The sequence below is a fragment of the Bradyrhizobium sp. CCBAU 51765 genome, from assembly GCF_015291725.1.
Taxonomy (GTDB): Bacteria; Pseudomonadota; Alphaproteobacteria; order Rhizobiales; family Xanthobacteraceae; genus Bradyrhizobium; species Bradyrhizobium liaoningense.
Genome location: NZ_CP030038.1, coordinates 6,743,535 through 6,761,294, shown reverse-complemented (window position 1 = coordinate 6,761,294; position 17,760 = coordinate 6,743,535). Strand labels below are relative to the sequence as shown.

Sequence of the window (17,760 nt, the reverse complement as noted above, 5' to 3'; positions counted from 1 at the left end):
TCCCGCGTGGCGATGGTCGGCGCAAGCGACTTCGATGGCGTTCTGCGAGGCAAACACGTCTTGGGTGAAGATCTCTCGGATGGAGATAAAGTTATCAAGTTCTCTGAAGCGGTGCTGGCGTGGGATTGTACGGACCGGGTCATTCCGGCCAGTTTCACGCAAAAGCCGCTATCAGCGTTCGGAGATGCTGACCTTCGTATTCTGTCAGGCACCGGCCGTTCGGTGTCTCATCTTGGCGATCAATATCTCTACCTCGCGGAGTTCACGGGCGCACATGAGGACATCTGCCCGCGCGGTATTCTGCGTAAGGTCCTGCGAAGGGCTGCTGAACACGGATACGACTGCACTGCCGGGTTCGAGTTTGAATTCATGCTGTTTAAGGAGAGCGCAGACACGATTGAAGAAAAGCCGTTCGGCGAGTGGGCTCCTTTAACTCGCGGCCCGTTCGGCTACTCGATTGCGCGCTCTGTCGCGCAACATGAGCTGTTTGATGAGATCTTGGCGCTTTGTGAGAAGGCTAGAATACCTCTCAGCGGACTGCACTTTGAAACGGGACCCGGCGTGGTCGAAGCGTCACTTCGTCATTGTGATGCGCTGGAAGCTGCCGATCGAGCAACCATATTCAAGTCGATGATAAAGGCCTGGGCGCAAACGCGAGGCATGATGGCTACATTTATGGCCAAGGTTTCCGAGGAATGGCCCGGCCAGTCCGGGCATATTCACATCTCGATGTCCTCGGATGGTCAGAATGCGTTTTACGACAGTGATGCGTTCGGCAACGTCTCGACGCTTATGAGGCAATTCATCTCCGGACAACTAGAATACATGAATGAGTTCTGTGTGCTCGCTGCGCCGAACTTCAACAGCTACAAGAGATTGGTACCTGGCTGCTGGGCACCAATCTGTCCAAGCTGGGGAGTTGACAACCGCTCCTGCGCAGTTCGCGCCATTCCGGGAGAGCCATCTGCCCATCGCCTGGAGTATAGGCTACCTGGCGCAGACCTGAACCCATATCTCGCGCTCGCAAGTGCGATTGGTTCGGGAATATTGGGTGTCGAGACAGGTCCGGCACTGCCGGCCTCGATCGTCGGTGATGCAAGCGCGGAAATGTGTCGGCCGTCCGCGAGACTGCCTCAAAGCCTATCAGAGGCAACTTCTCGGTTTGCAGAATCTGCGGCGGCAAGTGATGTCTTCGGAGAAAGGTTTGTTGAAGCGTTTTCTTGCTCGCGCCGTTGGGAGTGGGAAGCCGTTCAACATCGGGTCACCGACTTTGAACGTCGGAGATACTTCGAGATCATTTAGCTTGAGCTCTTCGACAGTTCTGAACTGCATTCCTCTGGCTTGCCGGCCACACTATTGCGGCTGCCTGTTCTGCTGATGTTGGACTTTATACAGAGCAAATGTGCGTTACTCGTTAAGTGAGGACCTCGGGAAGTTGAGGAGGTCTGCTGTTATCTGCTCTGTGGCAGCAACCGCGATTGCTCCGTTGGGATGCTAGATTATATCTAACGTCCGGTCCTTCTCGTAAGCTTTACATCGGCAAGCAGATGTTGGAGCTCAAGCATGCGCCCGGTTGGCAGCTATCCCTCGCAAGCCGTCGAGCGTGCGCGCGCTTGCCTGGGTTGGTCCCAAAGCGGCAAGACAAACGCTGCGCTCCGTCAGCCAGAAACTCACTCCGGCTGAAGTGAACGAGCTGAAGTTCCTCGCCTCTTCATTGCCGACTTGGCTTGCCAGACCGGTAAGCGGATTGTAAGCGTAGCTCTGCGGCCCTTTTGATGATTGACGCTTGACATCTATTTGAGCCGCGTGCCGCGACGCCGCGGCTTCCAAATTTTGGACAATGCGCTGGCGCCGGCCTCGAGCATTCTCGGGGCGACGAGGTTGGGATCGAACTGTGCGTGCCCCAGAGGCGCATATTTTCATATTCCAGATGAGTAGGGTCGCCGCTGGCGTCGAGGTATTCGGCATAGCCGGGCTCCGCCGATGTCCTTGAGGGGGAGGGAAGTCCCTCTATCGTCGTGGTGTCGAACTATTTTTCGAGTTTGATCACTTGGTCTCAGCTGTCACCGAAGTCATAGAAATAATGGATCGTCTTCGCGCCGATCTCCTGAACGATATTGAAGAGCCGCCGCGTCACCTCCGGTTTCACATCACCTTGATCCGGACCGAGGTCGTGTTCAGGCCCATGCCGCCAGCCTCAAATCATGTGCATGCATCCTGTAGATCGACGCTCAAGCCGTCCAAGGCAGTCAGGAGATGCTGCCCATTGATTGGAAACCACCTTGACAGCGCTTTCGATACGTCAGGCGCTGAGTTCAGCATTGAAGATTGAGCGGTGGACGCCATTTCTTAGTAGCGCTTTCGATAATCGCAAGGTTGTTTGCCTCAAAGCAGTTTGGAAAGGCCGGCGGGGACCTGACAACGCTCTTGCCGATGTTTCTGCTAATGCCCTTCGGCGGTATCCTTCTCGTCTTCGGACATGCACTGGGATACATGCATCTCGAAATATCTGCATAATAGTCGCGATATCGGTCGGAGCAATCTTGGTGGTGGAACCGATTCTCACGCTTTCTGCTGTTTCGAGACGGGCGAACGGTAGTTCGCCGATATCAGATTGGCGCTCGGTGTGCTTGGCACGCTCACTGCGCTATTTTTATTCTAAGTGCGCTTAACTGGGCAGCATCCTCGGCGAGGTCCTATTCTGAAAAGGACTTGCGCAGCGTAGGTTCTGCTCACTCGAACGCGAGAAGAAGAGGTCGAGTTGACGGAACGTTCCACATCGAGCCAGATCTACGCATAGTTGGATCCGAGACTCTTTGGTCGACCAATAGCATCTCCTCCCGGTTAATAAGAGCTTTGCTGCTGCCGAAAGCCTGAATCGACCCTGCGGTTCGCCATGCTCGACGGCTTTCGGTATTCGGGAAGGACTTTGGCAGGGCTATTTCTGGCAGCGCACATTTCCATACTGGTCACGGCGAGGCGGCGGAATGCGGACCGGCGCTACAATCGACTATCCCGCACCTTATGGGCATGCCCTATTGCTGTCTCAGCACCACAACAGCTTCCATGAAATTGGAACTCGGACGGCGGGGTTGTGCATTCGGAGAGCATCCTTCGTCAGCCAGCCGTCAGCCAGGCGGCCTATCCAGGGACGCTGCGCATTGTTGACCGTATTGGAGATGGAACATGACGGGCATTGGCCGACCTGGCGAACCGCACGTTGGGGCTGCGGGAGCCGACACCGCGTCGGTATCGAGCAGTGCGCATTTGGAGCCAAATTTTGTCCCTGCGGAAGGCGACCGAGTTTTCAACTCCGTCGTGGAACGGATGCGCTTAGCGTCTGAAGATAGAATGGCGACGCTCGCGAGCCTGCCCTCAGCTTCGGGTGTGGCAGTCCCCATTTCCTCAAGCGAGGAGGGGATCAAGGCAGCGAAACAAAATATGGACGGCCTGCTTGAGGAACTTGATGCTTGCCACAGTGCTGCCATGGGCGCTCAGAGCGCGTCTGAGGCGCAAGAGCTGATCGATCAGGTTGTCAAAGCAGGCGCAGCAGTTCTGGACTACTACGCGAGCCTGTCTCCAGATGTGGCGCGCAGCATTCTGTCCGAAGAGCAGGCTTGCCGAATTCGTGACCGGACTCTGGATGCAGGGAACGAGTGCAACGCGCTGGCCGAACCGACTATCTACGCCTTGGAGAAGAGTAGGGAGAATGCGGGAAGGATACTCGAGCGGATGCGCCAATCTAATGCTCCGCCCGACCAGCTGATCCGAGCGGCTTCCGGTGTGGCGAAACACTATTTGGCCTGCACGGAGTGGTGGGAAAGGAAGGCATTGCGCTCTGAGCGGATGCAGTCCGTCTGCGCAGCCACTGCCAGCTTGCCAAGTGCAACGGCCGAAAGGCGACAGGCCGAACAGGCGACACTACGGCTGCATACCGGCTGGGCACTGAATACGAGGTGCGTGCATCTGCAATCGCAAGTCCTTCTGGCGCGGGTCATGATTGAGTCGCACGCGAACACGCTCGACCCGGCCGTCAGGCAAATCCTCTTGGGTGAGAACGGTCGGGCGCGTCTACTCGGAACCTTCATGGGCGATGTTGTTCCGGCATTCCTCTCAACGGGCGACGCTGTTCTGAACAGCAAAGGACAAGCCCTGGACGCAGAGCACTGCGCCGTTCTGGAAGGGGTCATGGAGCGGCTATCGGAATTTGCGTCGGCGTTGCCCAACATGGTTTCCGAGCTAAGGAATAAGGGAGCAAGTCCCGAGCTTCCGTTGGATCTGTTGGATCAGATCGTGGAAGGATCGTGGGTCACGGCCCATGAGGTCATGCGCCTGCTAGCAGTGCAGCCGAAGACAGCAGCCATCATTGCACCGCCAACGGAGGCTGGCCTTGCGTTACCGGCCGACCCTGCCGGCAACGACCCGGCGGCCGAAGGCAGTCCAGCGCGAAGGAAAGGGAAGGGCAAGCGGAGGCAGGCCGGAGGTGCGGGGAGCTCGGCAGCCGGGCAGCCCGAGCCGCACCTCGCTAGGCCCGAAGCCGACACGGCGCGAACCACCAAGGTTATTGTGCTCTCGGATCTGGGCACGAAGAAACTCGCGAGCGCGGAAGAGGCGCATACGAGGATGTCATCGTCCGCGAGGGAACACTTGGCAATATGGCAGGCCCCGCCATCGAAGGAGACACTGACGCGCCTGCTCGTGCGATTGGACGAACTCTTGCAATTCGATCTGCCCAGTGAGCAAAGAGCCGTTTCGCAAGCGCGCCACATGAAGCCCGAAGATGCCGAGCACGTCGTGGACACCGTGGTTGAGCGGCTGCAGAGCCAATCCGCGGAGATTGAGGCCTGTGTAAAGGCGCTGGACGAACCTCGCCGACGCGGCCTGCTCACGCCTATCCAAGTGCCCGAAGTGCAAAAAAAAATAGTCCGCCTCAAGGCGATGTTGTCGGAGGTTAAGGGGCAGGCACGTACTGCGAAGGCGCAAAAGGCTTCGATCGAGATCGATTGCATGAAGACCTATGCGTTTCCCTCGCAGAAGTACCTCGAACGGTTGCAGGCGGCCGAGGAGTTGGCTCCCTTGGAGTCACCGCGCGCGCTGAAGGGTGAGCCGGGAACGCTGTTCGAGCTCAAGCTGCAGCCTACGCCACTGCGCAATGGTACGGTGAATCCGATGTGGGTGCACATCCATACGAAGCGGCCGGTCTATGCGTGGCAGTTAACGACATTGGATGACGCCGAATTCGCCGCTTGCCACGTGAAATCCAACGAACAGCGCGGCTACAATCGCCTCTGGCAGAACGCTCGAGCTGCAACGGGTCACGAAGACGTCGTGATCCACCGCGGCAAGCTCACGCCTGCGTTCTGCAAGTCCTTGTTAGGTTCCGCTTTTAGCGGCTATCCAGGGTATCCTTTTGCCGGAACGGAGCGCGGGGCACGCAGGTGACTCGATACGAGACTAGTCAAGCGACTCGATAGAGCGCCGCTTGTGGTACGGCATCCGTCTTCTTCGCGTCCGGATCCAGTGGCCGAATGAACCGCACTTTGAACTCCAGGCTCCAACTCCTGAGTTAAGAAGCCGGATTGAGCTGTGTTGGAGAGGCGAGCGTTCGCCATTAGCAACTCGAGGAAGAGGCCCAAGAGTTCTCTGAGCCGGGCGAGGATGCGGCTGGAAGTTGTGGCTGACGGCTGAGAGGACGACATTGGCGGCGTCGCCGGCGCGGCCTTTGAGGTAGCAGCGGCCGAGGGTGGCCTTCGGCCTTCATGTGCCCGATAATGGGCTCGATGACGGAGCGACGGCGCAGCTCGCGCTTGATGACACCGAAGATGCTGCGCTTCTGGCCGGAGATGAAGACGCGACGGGGATTCTGCGCATCGTGGCCGCGGTACCGCTTGTCGACATAGGCCCGCTCGATCGGACAGCCGGTGAGCGTCTCGGTACGCTCGATGACCCCGCAGGGGTGCCCATCATACGGATTGTGGGCATTGCGCTCGCGTGCAGCACGAACACTCCGCCGGGAGCGCGGCGATTGTTGGTGACGACGGAGGCCTTCACGCCGAATTCGTAAGGCGCGGCGGCCTTGGCTTTGCCGATGCACTCCACCTCCGGACCATGGAAGGAATAAAGCTTCCAGCCGCGCTGGCGCTGCTGCTGCGAACGAATCTGCGCGGCCCAGCCGAGCGAAAGGGCGAAGGCCTCCTCCAGTGCCGGCTGGCCCTCGATGTTGCGGCGGATGTCGCGAATGATTGGCCCGAGCCTGCTACTCAGGATGCGCAACTGTCCCTGATGCTGCCTGAACTGTTTGGCGCGAGCGTAGCGGGAAGCCATCATCGCGGCGGCCTTGGCCACGCGAGCATAGGATTGCCGGACCTGACCCCGTGCCTTCTCGCCAACTGATTGAGGCCCTTGATGCCCGCATGCAGCAGCTCGGCATCGGTCGGAATGGTGATGGCCTTCGGCTGCACTGTGGTATCGACCGTGACGCGCTTGAGGTTCTGGCTGCGTAACGTGCCGGCCTCGTGCGCCACCCGCAGGCGCTCGGTCCGCAGCAGCTCCAGCTTGTCGCCGAGCCGCTTGCGCCAATGGCTCAGGTCCGAGCGCTCGTGCGTGAAAGCGTGCTGGAAGAACTCTAGGTCATGAACCCAGCTCTCGCACACCCCCTCGTCGGACAGCCCGTAAATGTGCTTGAGCAGCAAGAGCCCGATCATGAGGCGGGTCGCGATCCCGGGCCGGCCGTTCTCGGTGTAAAGCGGACACCCAGATGATCGACTCCACCCACGTCAAAGCGCGCATCGCTTGGCAGCGGGCGGAAAAGGGGGCAGAAGCAGGCTGTTGGTCGCTCGCGCGAAGGGCGCAACACGAAGATACACGCACTCGCAGATGCTAAGGGGCGCTTGATCGCCATTCTGTTGACTGGAGGCGAAGCGCACGACTGTCTGATCGCAGAACGCCTGATCCGCAGGGTCAAGCGGCCGAAACGGATGCTCGGTGACAAAGCCTATGATAGCGCCGAATTGCGTGAAGAACTCGATGAGCGCGGAACCAAGCCGGTTATTCCAAACCGCAGTAATCGCAATCAACCGTACGGCTTCTCAAAGCGTTTTAGCCTGCTCCGGGCTCCCCTGTGTTTAGCCGACGCAAATATTTGGGCGATGTAGCCACGCGATTTCAAAAAAGTCTCTGTCGCCGCAGGGACTGAGGCGTCGTCGTCAACGACGAAAATCAAAGGCGTGGACAAGACGAGCCCTCCTGAAGCGGGAATAGCGGCTGCAAGCATTAGCCACCTTGCGCGAAAAGTGGGCTCGACTGATGAACTTGTAAAATCATACTTGCGTTTGTTCAGGACGATTAGTGCGAACTCCCAGCGTCTCAGTCATTCTGATCAAGTCGGCCAGCGAGCGTGCACGCATCTTTTTCATTACGTGTCCCCGGTAGATCTTGACCGTAATCTCGGCGAGCCCAAGCTCGGCGGCGACCTGCTTGTTCATCAGGCCGGCAGCGACCAGTTTCATCACCGCCTGCTCGCGCGGGCTTAAGGTCTCAAATAAAGACTGCAGGTTCGCGACCGTCTGCTGAGCCTCCCGTCTTTTGCGATCGCGTTCGGTCGCCGCAACCACGGCATCAAGCAGTTCCTGATCGCGAAACGGTTTGCTGAGAAAATCGACCGCTCCTTCCTTCATGGCCCTGACAGTCATTGGAATGTCGCCATGGCCGGTAATGAAAATGATCGGAATATGCATGTTCAACCTCGATAGCTCGGTCTGGAAGTCAAGGCCGCTCAAGCCTGGCAACCGGACATCAAGAACTAGGCAGCTAATAATGTCCGGGATTGGGCTCTGCAGCATTTCGTGCGCCGATCCGAATGCAATGACGCCTAACCCTACCGATTGAAAAAGGTTCGTAAGCGAGCGACGCATGGAGATGTCATCCTCGACGACGAAGACAACCGCCCTTGTCGAGGACTCGGCATTGCTGCCTTCACCTGGCGCGCCAAATCGTGCAGTCACGAGACGGCCTCCTTATGCGGCGGTAGGGCAACTTGGAAGGTCGCGCCCGGTCCACTTTTGTGGACCATTGACAGTCGTCCTCCGTGAGCTTCCACAATCGACCGGCAGATTGAAAGACCCATTCCAAGGCCAGTCGGCTTGGTGGTGAAGAAAGGATCCAAGACGCGGTCCGCGTCGTTCTCGGCGATGCCGACGCCGCAATCGGTCACGGCAAGGTGGATGTGCCCCAGATCGTTCTTTGATGATTGAATCAGCAGTTCGCACGTCCGGTCGGTAACTGCCTCCATGGCTTCGATTCCGTTCATCACGAGATTGATGATCACCTGTTGTAGCTGAATCCGATCGCCGAGGATCCTAGGCAGCCCTGCCGTCAACTCGGTTCGTAACGTCACTCGGTGGCTCACCAGCTCTCGTGTTACCGTCGCAATGACGTCCTTAACGACCTCATTGATATCGAGCGGCGCCATCTCAATCTCGCCCTTCTTCGCGAGCGCGCGAATACGACGGATCACCTCGCTTGCCCGGATTGCGTCTTCGATGATCCACTCCACCGAAGAGCGGGCGGCGGAAAGATTAGGCGCTTCCCGGCCCATCCAACCGAGGCACGCATCGGCGTTGCTGATAATAGCGGCGAGTGGCTGGTTTATTTCGTGGGCGATGGAGGTTGTCAGCTCTCCTAAAGTCGTTACACGCGTCACATGCGCAAGCTCCGACTGTGCCCTTCGTAGTTCTTGTTCGGCTTGATCGGCGCGAATGGTGGCGGTGATGTCAGTGCTGACGCCACGGTAGCCGAGAAAATTGCCCTTTCCATCGAAAAAAGGCTTGCCACTCGTGCGGACGTAGATCGGAGAACCTGTCCGATTCACGGTGCGGTAGACGAGATCCCGAAACGGAAGATGGGCCTCCAATGTCGCCCGATGCTGCCGCCACTTCTCGGGTTCCTCTTCGAGGTCGCACGCAATGTCCCAGCGAAGCAGGCCGATCAATCCTGTCGCCAAAATTCCCGCAGCACTGGTGTGCTCGGATAAGTGAGTGACCTGATGATCCGGCCCGGTCTCCCAGAGCCAGTCGGAAGCTGTTTCGGCGTAGTCGCGAAAGCGCTGTTCACTTTCGCGCAGCGCGGCAAGTGTGTTTTCCAGGCGTTCCCTAGCTGCGTGTTGCTCGGTCACATCCATATGTGTTCCGATCAGCTCGCTGACGTTGCCATCGCTGCCAACCACCACGTGCGCAACGGAGTGTATGCGTCTTATCCCGCCATCCGGTAGAAGGATACGAAAATCATATTCGAACCGCCGCTCCTTGTGTTCAATCGCCTGGCGCTGCACCTCCTCCAGCCGCGGCAAGTCGTCCGGATGGATGCGCGATCGAATGGTCTCGATCGACACCGGCTCTTGTGGGCTAAAGCCGAACAGACGATCGACCTCGGCGGAGCGATACACGAAATCTAGACCGTAGACGTCCCAGGACCAGCTGCCCGTGTGACTGAGATGCTGGGCCTCGGCCAGATAGGCCTCGCTGCGGCGCAGCTGCTGTTCTGCTCGCCTCGCCGCAGTGATATCCGTAGCTGCCCCAACAAACTCGATGCCACCAGAGGCTGTTCTCGTCGCCCGTGCCTGCGCATGGATGTGCTTTACCGAGCCGTCCGGTAGCAGAAGCCGGTATTCGTGCTCGAAATCGCTCGGGTCTCGCATCGCGCGATCGATAATTTCTTTAACCGAAGCCCTATCATCTGGATGAGTGCGCTCAACGACGAGCTGCGGCCCCGGCTGCACTCTGTCAGGATCTAATTGGAAAATGCGAAATGTTTCCTTTGACCAGAAGGCCTCGCCCGTAGTGGGGTTCCAGCTGAAGCTGCCTGTGTGACTCAATTCCTGCGCCTGGGCTAAATGTGCTTCGCTCCGCTGCAGGGCAAGTTCGGTCCGCCTTCGCTCCGTGATATCTTCGCAGGCGATAAGGACAATGGGCTGCTCATCGCCCCAAAGCATGGCTTTGGCGTTTTCACGTACCCACAACACCGAGCCGTCCTTCCTGACTTTCCGGACGTCCCACGTGCGCGTTTGTCCGACATCCTCAAGGCACGTCCGAACGCATTCGCGAACGAAAGGGCGATCCTCCTCGAGAAATACGTCCAGCACTGATCGGCCGACCAGTTCAGCAGGAGCATAGCCGAGTTGTGTCGCGCCGAGTGAATTGACGTTGAGGATAGTGCCGGCTTCATCGACCATGAAGTACATGGCGGGATTGTGCTCGAAGATGGCGCGCCACCGCTTTTCGCGATCCTCCAAATCGGCCGCACTCCGCTGAAGCTTGGCCGCAACGACACGCGCAGCCTCTCTTTCCTGGCGGAGCTTTCCGATCAGGTGCGCTCCCACAATCGAGGCAATAAAGAATGCAACAACCACCGGCAGATCTTGGGGGTCATCGATACGCAGGCTGAACGCCGGCGGCGCAAAGTAGTAAGCGAGACCAGCGATGGTTACGATGCAAAGCGCCGACGACGCGATGAAGCTGCCCATCAGCGAAAACAGCAAGATCACTAACAAATACGCGAACGCCGTCGCGGCGAAATGCGCGTGAAGGTACAAGCAGGCCAGTGTTACCACGGTCAGGGTTATGCTGCCGAAGGTAAACTGAAGGGCCGAACGTTCTAAATTGCTGATCGGGCTACGCATTCTGATACCATCCGGCCTGTTCTCCGGCGGGAGAGCTATAACATTTTAGGGCGCGTTCTGATAAGCCACGACAATACCGGGCCTCAGATCAGTTGTCCGCGCAGTTCTGGTTCCGGTGATCAAGCGGGTTTGTGGCGCAACCATCCCTTCATTTTGAGACCGTCCCGCATGTTGAGAGCAAGAAGTGTAATGTTTGTTGCGCCCGCCACGAGCTCGATCACCTGCACAGCATAGAATGTGGCATCGAATTCAGCCACCTGAGCCTTGGACGCAAGGAAGAGCGCAGACGGAATAAGAATTAGGATGCCGTTTCCTGCAATGAATGGCATGCGCTTGAATTTGGTCCCGATCAGTCCGGCCCGGCGCGCCTTTGCCAAGATGACACCTGTACCACCGGTCGCAGCGAGCGCCGGAATCAGCAACAAGAAACCCCACGGTATGGTGCTCTTAACCGCTGCAACTGTGGCATGGGACGCGAACAGCTCGCTCAGTACCGTCGACAGCCAAAATGTGCCGATCGTTCCGATAGCCAAGGCGCCAGCGACAGGATGGATCAACTTGATCATGAGTATCTTCCCTTCCTAAAAAGAGCAGGGCTAGGCCACGCAGATGCCGGGCACGGCAACTTTCTGGAACAGATGAGGGGAGGCTATCGCGGAGGCCGGATAGCTGGCGATTTTTGCTAGAAAGTCAGGATGGGTGAAGGCCGCGCGGAAGTGTGCGGTGGATTCCCAGACGGCGTAGTTCAGATAGGTCGAGCTGTCGCCGAGAGCTCTGTGCAGCTGAGTGGAAATGAAGCCCGGCTGTCGCTTCATGAACGCTGCGTCGTCCTGCCAGGTCTTGAGAAAAGCCGCCTCATCGGCTTTGTCGAGAGTGAATAGGTTCACCAGGACGACCGAATTTGCGTCGATAGCGATCTGGCGGTCGATCGGGAAGGAAGGGTCGAGTGGGCGTAGCAGCGACATGAGTGCCTCCATTGCTATTTGAGACGTGATGTCTAATTGGTATTATGACCACATACCACTTTGACATCATGATGTCAATACAAAACAATGGTGACAAATGAAAAGAGCCAACCGAACCCCGGAGGGTGACGCCCTGACCGACCTTGTTCTCGATCTATTCAGGCTCGACAGCCTATTTCTGACGGCCGGCGACCGTCTGGTCGCCCCGCTCGGCCTAACAAGCGCACGCTGGCAGGTGCTTGGCGCCATTGTGTCCGCCGAACGTCCCCAACCGGTCGCTTGGCTCGCACGTGACCTCGGCGGCAATCGTCAAAACGTGCAGCGGATTATCAATGATCTGCACAGAGAGGGCCTCGTATCTTTTGAGGTCAACCCGCATCACCGACGGGCGCAGCTCGTCGTGCTCACTAAGAATGGACAGCGCGCCTTCGAAGCCGCAATGGAGTTGCAGGCTCCCTGGATCAACGATCTTTCAGAAGGGCTGTCGGTCAAGGATATACGGATTGTCCATCGCGTGATCACGGCCTTGCGAGATAAGCTTGAGGGCAGTCGTGAGGACAAGTCGGCCTGACATGGCAAAAGCATTGTGATTGGCCCGGCGCCCGTGATTCAAGCTCCCAAACTGGGGCTTCGAATCATGCGCCATGAACTAACGGACTACGAATGGGCAGCTATCGAGTCTATGCTACCAAACAAGCAGCGTGGAGCCCCTCGGGTAAAACGACCGACGCGTCCTCAATAGTATCTGCTGGATGCTGCTATCTGGTGTATGGTGGATTTAATGAGTTTCAACCTTAGTACGCGGTTCGCGCGCCGATTGCCCTCAACCGCACGACCTCATCGCGCAGAACCGTCCTCGGGATATCGTGCGGACTTCGAGTGTACAAAGCATCCAACACTGATCTTGTTAAATCATGATTATCGAGAATTAGCGGGAGGTGTTCTGCGGCCGACCTAAGGTAGGCAGTTCGTCTAGGAATTGCCCTGTGCATCTTCCAGAATAGCCAAGCCGCGCGGCTCCCTTTACCAGCTCGCGATCCAGGTCCGCTTTGATGGCCACGGCATAATCGTTGCCGAACTCTACGGCGTCGCCCGAATCGTTGTGGTCCAGCGTTCCTGGGGGCAGGAGCTGATAGGCTCTTATACCCAGGGCGTGCGTATCGTTCGCGCAAGCAGCAACCCGTGCTTCATCATGGGTCGGGGCTTCGACTGTCGGCAGCAGATCGGCATCCAGCGCATCAGTTTAACTCCCCCACGAAAACGCCTGGAGATCGATCAGAGAGTCCTCACATATGCTGTGGAATGTCGGCGCGCGCGTATATGACGTGCCGTCGTATCGCTTTGCGTGCAAGATGACATGCAGTTTGTTAACGCCTTGATCGCCGTTATGTTCGCTTGCGTGCAACGCTGCTCCAGGTCCCCAGCCAGATGGGCAACAAGCTTCAGCGCGCGCAACCTTCTTCCTCAGAGCGCGAATTGTCTTTGAGGATCGCAATCGCCGCCGGAAGACCTTCGAGGATGCAAGTTCCCTGATCGTGTTCATCCTTGCAATCAAGAGCGTCGTCATATGTCGGCCGATCGATGTCGATGTCGACAAGCGGTAGGTGTCCTTTCCTTCTGGCGTTGAATTTATAGTCGTACGCCCAGTTTGAGATGGCGGCCAACGAAGTGTGCCGATCGGCTCCTTGAGCTTGGGCCTGCGCTGCCGGACTTAAGTGCCGCTACGCCAGTTCCGCAATGATAGAATGACGTGGCTGTCCCCACGCTAGGGAAGATGTGCTGCCTACAGCAGCGGTGCAGATCGCAAGTATGGGTCTGAGTGGTTGCCCAATATTGATGAACTGCGTCAAGTCGTTTGCGGACAGAGGCAGGTGCCTGGGTTACGGCACGTCGACCGGGGGCATGGATGCCGTCGGGCGTGGCACGAAGCCATTTTGGTGCCGGTCACGTGCTGCCAACATGATCGTAAAAGCCGTGAGGAGGATTAGGAGAGCACGCATGCAACAAGGATTACTCGAAACGATATATCGCAATTATGAAACGATTCACAGCGCGGGCCTGGGAGGAGGGGCGGCTCTTACGGGGCATCCCACGGCCTATTGGCCAGCAAACACCCCACAAATTTTGATACCCGTTCGTTCTCGCCGGCAGCCGCCGAACAGTGGGGCGATTGCGCTTAAAAAATGCTTCTTCCCCTTGCAGACTGCAGGAATAGTGCAGCAAATTTGAGTGGGAATCCGGTGATTGGCTATTCACCACGAAGGCAGCCGCCCCCTCGTGCTGCTTCCGGGCGCCATGAAGGACGGTTCATGCGCAATCATGACATTGTGTCCGGCAGCCTGTTGGCGCTGACCGCGGCTGGGCTTGCGCCGCTTTGCTCGAGCCTGCTCGCATTTGCTTTCATCCCGCGGCCCGACCTGTGGTCGCGCTAGGATCCCTGCGAGACCTCACGCAAGATGGTACGCAGCTGGACAGGGGCGCTGGTATGTGTTCCGCGTATGGAGGCCCGGCGCTTGCAGATGATCTGCTCAGGAATCCGTAGGGATCCGCTTCCTCGATTCGCGTCGTTATAGTTAGTCTTATGATTGCGCATCACGCGTTTGTTGCGTGGGTTGCGCAGCATTTTTGCGCCAGGTCAACTTCGACGCTACGACTACCGACCCTCGAACAATCAGGCACAGGACCGCTGGAAGCCTCACCTAGCAAATCCCCGACGCGCATTGCCTTTCGGTGAGGCGGCCCTCTCAAGAGCACAGGTATGAATGTGCTTCACGGGTAATCCACTCTACCGGCCCTCATTATTTACCTCACCACCTGCAGCGCAGTGCGTTGCTCGCAAAAACCCTGATGCGATCAAGACCCGGCTTTGGGGACAACATTGCTGAAAACGATGCAGCGGGGGTTGCGGCTCGAGGCAGCTCTTGACCATCTTCTGCTCTCGCGGCAACCAGAACAACCAAAGCAGATCGAGATGATGAGAGCGGGGTGTGGCTGTGACGGATCAATCCCAAGCTTCGGAGTTGCTGCCGGTCCTGCAGAGACCGTTGAAAGGCTTTCGGTGGATCTTTGCTCTTCTAGCCGTATTGCTCGTTCTTTGCGCCGGAGGAGTCTATTTTTTGACGAATATCGAAACGTTTGCCGAGGCGCCCTCGGCACATGAAGTCGTGCCTCCCACGCTTGGCTTGTCACCTGATGATAGGGACGTGCTTTTAGGGATCCAATCGGGGCAGCAGAAGACAGCCGATGAAATTGCCGAGCTCAATCGCAACGTCGATGCGCAGCAAGCCGAGCTAAAGCGGATCTCGGATCAGATCGCCGCCCTGACCCAAAGAATCGAGCAGCTGCAGAATCCGGCGCTTGTTGCGTCTCCTGCTCCTGCTGCTTCTTCGCCACCAGTGCGCACCACATCCAAGCCGGCCAAGAGGGACGTCCGGCCCTTAAAACCGCAAGGTCCGGTTTCTGTCGGAGGCGCGCCGCTGACTGCGGAGCCGAGCGCGGAACAGCGCTGATTACCACAAAATGCCTACCATATGGCGGTGCTCGTAGAGACGCGGACACCAACGGTGCACCATCTTGATCGGCAGGCCGAGCCTCTCATTCGTCCGCGTGGTTTCGCAAATCCTCTGCGAGTCGCAAGAAGTTCATAAGCAGGACGTCCCCCTGTGAGGTAAGGATCGACTCGGGATGGAACTGGACGCCACAGGTGAGATGATAGCGGTGCGTGAGGGCCATGATCTCCCCTTCCTCTGAACGCGCTGTCACTATGAGGTTCTGCGCACATGACTGCTCAAACTCGACGATAAGAGAATGGTAGCGCCCAACGCCAAGCGGGGTTGGCAGCCCCTTGAATAACCCTCGGCCGTCATGCGCAACGTATGAGCGCCGACCGTGCATGGGCCGTTGTGCGCGCGCAACCCGTCCTCCGAAAGCGCTAGCAATACACTGATGTCCAAGGCAGATGCCGAGAATTGGTACGCGTCCTGAAAGTTCGCGGACCACTGCTCTCGATATTCCTGCCTCAGTTGGGGTGCAGGGACCGGGCGATATCACCACCGCGCGCGGCTTGAGACCAACGAGCTCGCCGATGCTGATAGCGTCGTTTCGGATCACTTCCGTTGCTTCACCGAGCTTGTGGAAATAGCGGGCAATGTTGAACACGAACGAATCGTAATTATCGATGATGATAATCAAAATGCGCCAGCTCGTTCAGAACCAAATGCATCAAAGATTCGCTCTGCCTTGGCGAGCGTTTCCTCGTATTCGGCCTCGGGCTCCGACAGGGCCGTTATACCGCTGCCCGCATGAAACACAGCCATGTCGCCGTCGATCGTGACAGTGCGGATCGCAATACTCGTGTCCATGTGCCCGTTGAAGCCGATGAAGCCGATCGCACCACAATAGACCTCCCGCGCTATGCGCTCGATTTCTGTAATAATTTCCATCGACCGCACCTTTGGCGCTCCCGTAATGGAGCCCCCCGGAAAGCAAGCACGGAGCAGGCTAACGGCGTCTTCCCATCTGGCAAGTGCCCCCGTAACGATCGACACGAGATGGTGCACCGAGGCATAGGACTCGAGATTGCACAGGGCTGGAACCTCGACTGAATGCGCAGTGCAAACGCGTGACAGATCGTTTCGCAAAAGGTCGACAATCATCGTATTCTCTGCATGATCCTTTTCGGAAGCGAGGAGAACAGCCGCACGGCGGTGGTCTTCATTGAAATCAGGCGAACGTGCGATCGTGCCCTTGATGGGTCGTGTCTCGACTTGTTGCTCGTTAAGCTTCAGGAATCGTTCCGGCGAACTTGAGGCGATGGTCAACTTTCCCCATCGCAGCAGGGCCGCAAAAGGCGCCGGATTCAATGATCGTAGCTGGCAATAGAAGGCGAGCGGATCAAACGAGGTCGGCAGGCGGGTGCTGAAGCGCTGCGCAATATTCGTCTGGAACACGTCACCCGCCCGGATCAAGTCGATCACGCGTTGTACCGCCGCAATGTAGCCCTCGCGGCTGAAGTTCGAGCTCCAAGCGCCTGCTTTGCTGGGATAACCATTCTGTGGCGCCATTGGACCGTCAAGCAATGCTGCAAACTCATCGGCCCGACGACGCGCGCGGTCACTCCGTCGCACGCGATCCTGCTCCGGCCATCCGGTCGAGACGATCCAGCATTTGTTATCCCGGTGGTCGAAGCTGATGACCACGTCATAGAAATGCAGGATGGATTGGGGCAAACCCAGACCGGCAATTGCCGGCGCAAACAATCGCTCCAATGTCCTGTTCATGTCGTAGGCAAGATAGCCTGCCGCTCCTCCCTGGAATGGCGGGAGATCGGGACGATAATCTTGCGGGTACTTCGCGAGTAGCGTGCGAAGGACCTTCCATGGATCGGCCTCGAGAGTCAGTCCGTTCCATCTGGCTTGGCCGTTCGCGACCCTATAGGTGCTGAACGGGTCGCACGTTACATATGAGTAGCGGCCAAGCAGCTCGTGCCTTGCTGCGCTATCGAGAAACGTGAGATGCGAGCGATGCCCAAGACGTCGCATCGCTGTGAAAGGTTCAACCCACTGCAACTCGCGAACGTACATCGGATTATCGGCCGCCGGCCGCTGACGTCGTGAAAGGGCCATTCCATCTGTTGCCCCACCCGATGAGAGCGACGCCGGTCTCCGATGGCACGAAACTTGAGGCCATTGCCAAGTTAAGCCGGCGGTGGACCTTTTGCTGCCACGGCACCTCGATCATCCTGCCGTTGAGGCGAAAGGAGTATCTAGTGATACATCGTAATCGGCCGCGAACCGCAGCTCGCGGAGCGGTCGGACCCGTTTGATCGCCTCCTGGTAGAGATTGTGCGCTTTGTACGCTGCGAGCTCCATCTCGCTGTCAAACTCCCCATAGACCACGATGTCAATATCGTTGCCGAGCTGATCGGTCTTGCGGTTGCGGGCAACCTCAAGCCGGCGCGCATGTGGTATCGCGGTGAGACGCGAAAGACCTTCGATGATCTGGTCGATATGCGCCTTGTCCTTGGCGCTGAAGAAGACGATGTGACGAATCATGGCCGTCCGGAGATGTCGCTAGCGGGGCATAACTATCTGGGAATAGAACCCGTTGCAATGAGGCCAG

At 57.8% G+C, this 17,760-nt stretch carries 14 protein-coding genes and 1 pseudogene; 6 read left to right on the top strand and 9 right to left on the bottom strand.

The window, feature by feature from the left end; translation table 11 throughout:
* The first annotated feature begins 60 nt into the window (after positions 1–60).
* Positions 61–1,302: a glutamine synthetase gene (locus XH96_RS31840; protein WP_246789813.1), complete on the top strand. Its 1,242-nt coding sequence runs from the start codon at positions 61–63 to the stop codon at positions 1,300–1,302.
* A 1,884-nt stretch (positions 1,303–3,186) separates the two neighbouring features.
* Positions 3,187–5,442, top strand: a complete 2,256-nt coding sequence (locus XH96_RS31835) for a hypothetical protein (RefSeq protein WP_194389467.1) — start codon at positions 3,187–3,189, stop codon at positions 5,440–5,442.
* Between the two features lie 124 nt (positions 5,443–5,566).
* Here XH96_RS31835 and XH96_RS31830 read toward each other — a convergent pair.
* Positions 5,567–6,752: pseudogene (locus tag XH96_RS31830) on the bottom strand (IS5 family transposase); the annotation flags it as partial.
* 108 nt (positions 6,753–6,860) lie between these two features.
* Here XH96_RS31830 and XH96_RS31825 point away from each other — a divergent pair.
* Positions 6,861–7,154, top strand: coding sequence for a transposase (locus XH96_RS31825; RefSeq protein WP_194394338.1), 294 nt, complete (start codon positions 6,861–6,863; stop codon positions 7,152–7,154).
* A 165-nt stretch (positions 7,155–7,319) separates the two neighbouring features.
* Here the strand turns inward: XH96_RS31825 and XH96_RS31820 are convergent, their stop codons facing one another.
* The 4 genes from XH96_RS31820 to XH96_RS31805 form a co-directional block, all read right to left on the bottom strand.
* The gene (locus XH96_RS31820; protein WP_194389466.1) at positions 7,320–8,003 is read right to left on the bottom strand and encodes a response regulator transcription factor; all 684 of its coding nucleotides are present in this window, start codon (positions 8,001–8,003) and stop codon (positions 7,320–7,322) included.
* On the bottom strand, positions 8,000–10,675 hold the full coding sequence (locus XH96_RS31815; RefSeq protein WP_194389465.1) for a PAS domain S-box protein: 2,676 nt from the start codon (positions 10,673–10,675) through the stop codon (positions 8,000–8,002). Before XH96_RS31815 ends, XH96_RS31820 begins: the two co-directional genes overlap by 4 nt.
* 119 nt (positions 10,676–10,794) lie before the next feature.
* Complete coding sequence (locus XH96_RS31810; RefSeq protein ID WP_194389464.1) at positions 10,795–11,241, bottom strand: hypothetical protein; 447 nt, start codon at positions 11,239–11,241, stop codon at positions 10,795–10,797.
* A gap of 30 nt (positions 11,242–11,271) precedes the next feature.
* Positions 11,272–11,640, bottom strand: coding sequence for an antibiotic biosynthesis monooxygenase (locus XH96_RS31805; protein ID WP_246789812.1), 369 nt, complete (start codon positions 11,638–11,640; stop codon positions 11,272–11,274).
* 97 nt (positions 11,641–11,737) lie between these two features.
* Between XH96_RS31805 and XH96_RS31800 the strand changes: the two genes are divergently transcribed.
* On the top strand, positions 11,738–12,211 hold the full coding sequence (locus tag XH96_RS31800) for a MarR family winged helix-turn-helix transcriptional regulator (protein WP_194389462.1): 474 nt from the start codon (positions 11,738–11,740) through the stop codon (positions 12,209–12,211).
* Between the two features lie 871 nt (positions 12,212–13,082).
* On the opposite strand, the gene XH96_RS31790 is transcribed toward XH96_RS31800, so the two are convergent.
* Complete coding sequence (locus XH96_RS31790; protein WP_194389461.1) at positions 13,083–13,304, bottom strand: hypothetical protein; 222 nt, start codon at positions 13,302–13,304, stop codon at positions 13,083–13,085.
* A 645-nt stretch (positions 13,305–13,949) separates the two neighbouring features.
* Between XH96_RS31790 and XH96_RS39695 the strand changes: the two genes are divergently transcribed.
* Positions 13,950–14,072: a hypothetical protein gene (locus XH96_RS39695; RefSeq protein WP_256439322.1), complete on the top strand. Its 123-nt coding sequence runs from the start codon at positions 13,950–13,952 to the stop codon at positions 14,070–14,072.
* A 684-nt stretch (positions 14,073–14,756) separates the two neighbouring features.
* On the top strand, positions 14,757–15,149 hold the full coding sequence (locus XH96_RS31785; protein WP_246789811.1) for a hypothetical protein: 393 nt from the start codon (positions 14,757–14,759) through the stop codon (positions 15,147–15,149).
* 85 nt (positions 15,150–15,234) lie between these two features.
* On the opposite strand, the gene XH96_RS31780 is transcribed toward XH96_RS31785, so the two are convergent.
* The 3 genes from XH96_RS31780 to XH96_RS31770 form a co-directional block, all read right to left on the bottom strand.
* Positions 15,235–15,831, bottom strand: a complete 597-nt coding sequence (locus XH96_RS31780) for an aminodeoxychorismate/anthranilate synthase component II (protein ID WP_194389459.1) — start codon at positions 15,829–15,831, stop codon at positions 15,235–15,237.
* Positions 15,828–17,222, bottom strand: a complete 1,395-nt coding sequence (gene pabB / locus XH96_RS31775; RefSeq protein ID WP_194394337.1) for an aminodeoxychorismate synthase component I — start codon at positions 17,220–17,222, stop codon at positions 15,828–15,830. The genes XH96_RS31780 and pabB overlap by 4 nt, the downstream gene beginning before the upstream one ends.
* Before the next feature lie 153 nt (positions 17,223–17,375).
* Positions 17,376–17,693 (bottom strand): Dabb family protein, encoded by a 318-nt coding sequence (locus XH96_RS31770; RefSeq protein WP_194389458.1) that lies wholly within the window; start codon positions 17,691–17,693, stop codon positions 17,376–17,378.
* Positions 17,694–17,760: the final 67 nt, after the last annotated feature.